The sequence below is a fragment of the Bartonella sp. LB28NMGDW genome (genome assembly GCF_042194435.1).
In the GTDB taxonomy this organism is placed as follows: Bacteria; Pseudomonadota; Alphaproteobacteria; order Rhizobiales; family Rhizobiaceae; genus Bartonella; species Bartonella grahamii.
The window spans coordinates 1-5,803 of record NZ_JBHIMX010000033.1; the positions used below are offsets into that span (position 1 = coordinate 1).

The window sequence follows — 5,803 nt, forward strand, 5'->3', positions numbered from 1 at the left end:
CTTGTCTTTCCAGACCCTCGTCCACCCCAAGCCGCCCGTACCAAAGCATCCCCTGTAAAAATCGGTATAAGCTTTGGAACAATATTAATCTGTCGTGTTGTCATTGACCAAAGGCGCGATTTCTACACGCGTTATCATCTTAATCGCCCCGCCATCTTCCCCTGTCACTTGAAGAGGCAAAATCTTCCCCAACAATGCCAAATAAGCAGCGGGGCATTTGATTGCCTGTTTTTCGAGATAAGAGATCAAACCATCATCACCATATTTCTTACCAGCGCGCTCTGCTGCCTTAAGCACTGCTTCTTTCAAAATACGTGTCGTTTTATTTGGCACGCCTTTTACCCGCCCTTGACCTGCCTTTGGGGGCGTTCTTTTTGCAAGTTTTTCAGTGGTTTTCATGTGTGTTTCTTTTTGTAAACAAGACAATAAAAAAACCCCGCAAAAGCAGGGCTCTGAACAATCAGATAAACTTATAAGAAAGGTTATACCTTTACCGTAATTCTAGACGCAATTCGACTAGTACAGCAACGCCATAAAACACTATTTTTCATATCCTGTCAACAAAAAAAATCACTATATTGTGTATTTTTTATTTTTTTCACCTAAATCTAGTGTCTTTAACAACCAACCACTCACAATTGTGTCATCTCAACGAATCAATTATATGGAAGCACAAAGTTATTGATTAGCAAAAAGTGGGGGGAATTAATGTTATTTTTCAAAAAAGCAGCTTTATGCAGAATTAAAAAGACATTTACAAAAATATTTGTATTCAAAAAGAACATATTAACGATTGCGTTTTTTATGGCATATCTTTTGCTAACAGCACATGGTTATGCCAGTATAAATGAATTATTTTGTTCTAAAATAATTGAAAAACTGAACCTAGAAAAAGATGCAAAAGAAAATGCGGAAAGGGGATGGAATGACACACAGAAGTTTCTAGAAATTACCCTCAATGAGTGGGAAACAATAGCTCAAGAACAGGATGCCCTGACTATAAAACTACTCAATATGAGTCCAAGACAGGATCAACAAAAAAATTATGGATTGTACACTATAATTCATACACGAAATAAAGCAATCAAAGCAAGACATGAGACAATACAATCCATTTTTAGCCTTGTTCAAAAGCGGCACATAGTGCTTCAAGCCATGGCAAAAGCATCTAAGTCTAAGCACACATCTGATGTGTTGAATTATGAGGCACAATTTTTTGAACTTCATCAGAATATTGAAAAAGGAAATAACATGATTGATGCACTAAGCAATGAAATTGATAAGATGGATCACCTTATTAAGAAAACTCTTAATCTTTAATATATACTTAAACTCCAGCCATAAAAGAAATAATGAATTATTTATCAGCAAAAAAAATAAGTTACTTATTAATCATAGTAATCAGTGTGCTTTTTCTTACCAACTGCGGACAAAAATCAGATGCAGATGAGAACCGCATTCCAAATAACCTAGCTGATGCAGTTGATATGTTTGATGTTGGTCCTCGAAATTTATATGATCTTCCAAACGAAGTGCTCGAAAAATTTGATATTAATCGATACAATCTATGTAAAATGTTAAAACAGCAACATAAAGATTACTATGGTTATGATAAATTTCAAGATGTTGATTGTAATAGCTATAAGTGAAGAATAAAAATACTAAAAATCATAAAACAAATACTTCATATCTTTCTTATTTTTAGAAACAAAAAGAGGCACTTCTGCGTACAATAGAATGAATTATTTTCCTTAGTCTTTTACAAGGCGTTATACAGAGAAACGTTTCACGTCACATTGCTTACTTTAGCATCGTTCTTAAAGATGCATAAAAAAACTATGTTAGAAATGTTGATAGCTTGGCAAGCACTTCGTTCATAATCATGGAGGGAACTGTTTCCATTTTCCTTCCCTGACGCGCTGCTATATCGAGAGCTCGTGGTTGATCACAACGTATCACACCTGTTGTATGTAATCCTGTTCCTGCTAATGAAACAGCAAAACCTGCTGTTCTTGCAAAATTTCCTCCACTTGTAATAGGTAAGACAATCGGTGTTTTCGTGGCACGATTAAACGCCTCCGGTGACACAACCAGTACAGGACGCGTTCCTTTTTGCTCATAACCAGAAGTTGGGTCAAGCGATACAAACCAAATTTCGCCCCGCTTCATTACAAGAGCTCTCTGCCAACAGGCTTGGCATCAAACCACTCCATATCACCATCCGCAAAATCATCTGAAGGATTACATTGCGCTAACAATTCTTCAAGAGTATAGCTAGGGAATGCCTGTGGTTTTACAACCAATTGTCCATTGTCAATAGCCAAACCCACTTGCGTGTTTTCAGAAAGATGAAGAACATCAAGCAATGCGGGCGGTATAGAGAGCATAATAGACCCTCCAACCTTACGTAATTTTGTTGTGTGCATAAAACACTCCCTTTAATATTATATAAAAATATAACATTCTAATGCATATTCTTCAAGAGCTTTTCATGCTTTTATGGAACTTTTATGGAAAAAGAACAATAAAACATTTACCATTTAGTTTTTCTGTCAAAATATTTATGAAGCGCGTTAAGAGCGACCCGCAATGAATTCACAAGATGTGGTAATGTTTGGTCTTCGACAACAATATATTGTATTGCTGCATAAAGATTATACTGTCTATAGAGATGTTGTGTTTCTTTTATCGCCTCTTGCATATTAGAAAACTGTTCTGTTGCAAATTCAACCCATTTTTCTCTTGCTTTGTCATCAGAAGATGATGGTATTTCATCATAAACAGCGCTTGGTAAACCTTTTGCACACAAATAGTCATTTTTCACTTCAAGATATTTTTGCGCAGCATCATACTGGTCTTGAGTAAGCACACCTTGCAAACAAAGCCGCCCAACATAAGTACCAGCAAGCGGATTTTTAGCCTCTTCAATAGTCAAACCAAAGCGTTTAGCACGCATTTCAATTGCCAATTGATTAACAGGATCTTGACGTACTTTCACTTGTGAAATGTAAGCATCTTTCTTTTTATTTTTTTCACTTATACCCCCAAATGTCTGTCTAATATCTTGCCCAATTTTATCTGATGCTAAACATGTTTCTTTATCCAAAATAAATAACCACGTGGATAAAGAGAGACCTATAATTATAGTTAATACACTTATCTTTATTTTATCATTAGCCAGCCCCCAAACGAATACAACCAATGTCAACATAAATACAATGATTATTGCTATTTCAAAACCAGTAGCAGGTACATCATTACCTTTATTCTCTAACAACGCTTGTTGCATAAGCATATTATTCTGTATAATTATTTGCAAAGAATTGGATTGACTCATTAACATCAAAAAGGAACCTCATCATTTATAACAGTATGAGGCGTATCAAGAGGTTGCTGGAAACTTCTGTCATAAGAAGATAATGGCTCTTGATTATCATTATTTTTTCCGTCTAAGAGCTTTAACTCGCCTTTGAATTGCGGTAAAACAATCTCTGTTGTATAACGGTCATGCCCATTTTTATCTTGCCATTTGCGTGTCTGTAATTTTCCTTCTACGTAAACTTTTGAACCTTTGTTGAGATACTGAAGCGCTATTTTTGCTAAATGTGGATTAAAAATCACAACTGAATGCCATTCAGTTTTCTCTACTTTTTGATGAGTATTTTTATCTGTATAGCTCTCAGAAGTCGCTATACTAAAATTGACTATTTCTGCTCCAGAATTCATTGTTTTGCTTTCGGGATCAGCACCTAAACGCCCGATTAACATCACTTTATTTAGCATGTTTTTTCTTACCTTAAATTTGTATTTTAATACATACAAAATCCTAGCATGATTTGCATATTTTTTCAATTATTTCAAAAGGATATTATTGTTTTTTAACATATAAAATTATGTTTAATATGCTCTTTGATAAATAATCAATTGACATAAATGCATGGTGTATAGTATCAAGTATCAAGAGGGTATATATGGCAATCGTTAGTTTTAAGCATAAAGGGTTGAGATTATTCTTTGAAAGAGGAGTCTACAAAGGCATACAACCCGCGCATGCTAAAAAATTAGCAAACATTTTAGTAATTTTAGATACAATATCCGCGCCTGAACAAGTTACTCTTAAATCGTATCGTCTACATGCGCTTACGGGCGATTTAAAAGGTTACTGGTCAATGCGTGTCAATGGAAATTGGCGTGTTACCTTTCGTTTCATTGGGACAGACGTTGAACTGGTTGATTATCAAGATTACCATTGAGTTTTGAGGTGTTATTATGATGTACAATCCTCCACACCCTGGCGGCATTTTGAAAGAAGAATTGCTTGATGAATTAGGGTTAACAGTAACAGAAGCTGCAAATCGTCTTGGTGTTGCACGTTTAACTTTATCCCGCGTCTTAAACTGTCATGCAGCGATTAGCATTAACTTAGCTTTACGGTTAGAAAAAGCGGGTTTAAATGATGCGGAATTCTGGCTTAAATTGCAACAAAAGCATGATTTGTGGCAAGCTCGGCATAACAGCCCAATCCCACATATTTCACCTTTAGAGCAAGTAGGGCATTTTTAAAATCAAGCAGCCCACGATAGTTTTTTATGCTCTTGTTGATTTTATCTATAAACGTTCGGAAATTTTACTATGGTTTTTTAACTGAGCACTGTAGTGTGTAAATAGATATATTTATTAAACTGCGTGTATGTAACATAAGAAACAATACACAAACTAAAAAGGAATACCAAAGAGCAATATCTGAGTACCAAAGTATAGTATCCAATGAAAAAGAAAGCTTATGCTCTACGTAATTAGAAAAAATAGGCAAAGAAACAGTTTCTTTATAACCACTTGGGAAAATTAAAACGACAAGCGCTAAAATTATTATATTTAAAAGTCTGTGCATATACTGTTGTAAATCACGTGTTAATGTCTTCCAACCTGTTGTGTTGCTGCGTTTGTATTTTGGATTGTTCTGCAACTCAAAAGGAATATGAGAACTGCATAAAATTGCAAAAACCGCTGTGACTATTACCAAAGAAACAGATGCGAATGTCAAAATACTTTGAATAAAGTAGGGATTTTTTTTAATTCCTAAAAAACATAAAAATATAAAAGTTATAATGCCAAACAAGGCTCTTAGCTGCTTATCTGTAAACATATTTATTTCCTACGGTACCTTTTTATCGATTTAAATACATGCCTAATCGTAAAATGATCAGCACTTTTCACTAGTTTGCTGTTTTAAGCCGCTTTAGAATTGCTACTGTCATGACACTCTTCACTAGGCTTGCCTATTCTCATGAATGAAATGCGCTTGCCTCCTAAGGCTAGGTTACGCGTATTTTCAACTGCTGTAAAAACTCTCTCAGCAACACCATAAAGCCTGCTTTCTAAATCACGACAATACTGCGCTAGATCAGCGCATGAGGGCACAAATGTTGTGGACATGCCTTTTGCTTCACCACGTATAAGATTTTTAACAGCTTGCAATAAAGACCAGAGTGAAATGCCGTTAAGAGCTGCGATATAAGCCTTTGCACGCGCTTCTACATTTGAAACTTTTTGCATTGTCAAACCACCTTCAAGCACATCAAGAGCCTCTGCTATGTCTTCAACAGACGCTTTCACGGTAAGTAAGTTTTGAACAGTCTGATAAGCTTCTAAAGCTTGTTTCTCTAGGGTTGCTGTCAATTGAATGCCATTTCTCAAGGTCCATGGGAACTCCAGAGTTACACATTGCTCTATCTGTTGCACGGTATCTTGTAGAGGCGTCACTAAGCTGTGTTGCACCGATAAGATTACGGATTGTCTCTCC

General features: G+C 35.7%; 11 protein-coding genes and 1 pseudogene. 4 read left to right on the plus strand and 8 right to left on the minus strand.

Going from position 1 to position 5,803, the window contains the following annotated elements; genetic code table 11:
* A pseudogene (locus ACFIKG_RS08385) lies at positions 1 to 104 on the minus strand (terminase); the annotation flags it as partial.
* The gene (locus tag ACFIKG_RS08390) at positions 85 to 399 is read right to left on the minus strand and encodes a hypothetical protein (protein WP_015856329.1); all 315 of its coding nucleotides are present in this window, start codon (positions 397 to 399) and stop codon (positions 85 to 87) included. The gene ACFIKG_RS08390 and the pseudogene ACFIKG_RS08385, both read right to left, overlap by 20 nt.
* A gap of 282 nt (positions 400 to 681) precedes the next feature.
* On the opposite strand from ACFIKG_RS08390, the gene ACFIKG_RS08395 reads away from it, so the two are divergent.
* Together ACFIKG_RS08395 and ACFIKG_RS08400 are read left to right on the plus strand one after the other, a co-directional pair.
* Positions 682 to 1,320: a hypothetical protein gene (locus ACFIKG_RS08395; RefSeq protein ID WP_375652104.1), complete on the plus strand. Its 639-nt coding sequence runs from the start codon at positions 682 to 684 to the stop codon at positions 1,318 to 1,320.
* Between the two features lie 32 nt (positions 1,321 to 1,352).
* Positions 1,353 to 1,649, plus strand: a complete 297-nt coding sequence (locus ACFIKG_RS08400; protein ID WP_375636702.1) for a hypothetical protein — start codon at positions 1,353 to 1,355, stop codon at positions 1,647 to 1,649.
* A 187-nt stretch (positions 1,650 to 1,836) separates the two neighbouring features.
* Here ACFIKG_RS08400 and ACFIKG_RS08405 read toward each other — a convergent pair whose 3' ends face one another.
* From ACFIKG_RS08405 to ssb, 4 genes are all read right to left on the minus strand, one after another.
* Complete coding sequence (locus ACFIKG_RS08405; RefSeq protein ID WP_375627270.1) at positions 1,837 to 2,169, minus strand: type II toxin-antitoxin system PemK/MazF family toxin; 333 nt, start codon at positions 2,167 to 2,169, stop codon at positions 1,837 to 1,839.
* Positions 2,169 to 2,426, minus strand: coding sequence for an AbrB/MazE/SpoVT family DNA-binding domain-containing protein (locus ACFIKG_RS08410; protein ID WP_375627269.1), 258 nt, complete (start codon positions 2,424 to 2,426; stop codon positions 2,169 to 2,171). Before ACFIKG_RS08410 ends, ACFIKG_RS08405 begins: the two co-directional genes overlap by 1 nt.
* Positions 2,427 to 2,533: 107 nt before the next feature.
* Positions 2,534 to 3,007: a hypothetical protein gene (locus ACFIKG_RS08415; protein ID WP_375652108.1), complete on the minus strand. Its 474-nt coding sequence runs from the start codon at positions 3,005 to 3,007 to the stop codon at positions 2,534 to 2,536.
* A 335-nt stretch (positions 3,008 to 3,342) separates the two neighbouring features.
* Positions 3,343 to 3,783: a single-stranded DNA-binding protein gene (ssb, locus tag ACFIKG_RS08420; protein WP_375625806.1), complete on the minus strand. Its 441-nt coding sequence runs from the start codon at positions 3,781 to 3,783 to the stop codon at positions 3,343 to 3,345.
* 188 nt (positions 3,784 to 3,971) lie between these two features.
* Here ssb and ACFIKG_RS08425 point away from each other — a divergent pair, with 188 nt between their 5' ends.
* Together ACFIKG_RS08425 and ACFIKG_RS08430 are read left to right on the plus strand one after the other, a co-directional pair.
* Positions 3,972 to 4,253, plus strand: a complete 282-nt coding sequence (locus tag ACFIKG_RS08425) for a type II toxin-antitoxin system RelE/ParE family toxin (RefSeq protein ID WP_375652105.1) — start codon at positions 3,972 to 3,974, stop codon at positions 4,251 to 4,253.
* 16 nt (positions 4,254 to 4,269) lie between these two features.
* Positions 4,270 to 4,563 (plus strand): HigA family addiction module antitoxin, encoded by a 294-nt coding sequence (locus ACFIKG_RS08430; RefSeq protein WP_375613679.1) that lies wholly within the window; start codon positions 4,270 to 4,272, stop codon positions 4,561 to 4,563.
* Positions 4,564 to 4,630: 67 nt separating this feature from the next.
* On the opposite strand, the gene ACFIKG_RS08435 is transcribed toward ACFIKG_RS08430, so the two are convergent.
* Both ACFIKG_RS08435 and ACFIKG_RS08440 read right to left on the minus strand, forming a co-directional pair.
* Positions 4,631 to 5,146 carry a hypothetical protein gene (locus ACFIKG_RS08435; RefSeq protein WP_375652106.1) on the minus strand — a complete coding sequence of 172 codons (516 nt, stop codon included), beginning with the start codon at positions 5,144 to 5,146 and terminating at the stop codon, positions 4,631 to 4,633.
* Between the two features lie 83 nt (positions 5,147 to 5,229).
* A partial coding sequence (locus ACFIKG_RS08440) for a hypothetical protein (protein WP_375652107.1) occupies positions 5,230 to 5,803 on the minus strand: 574 nt, incomplete at its 5' end.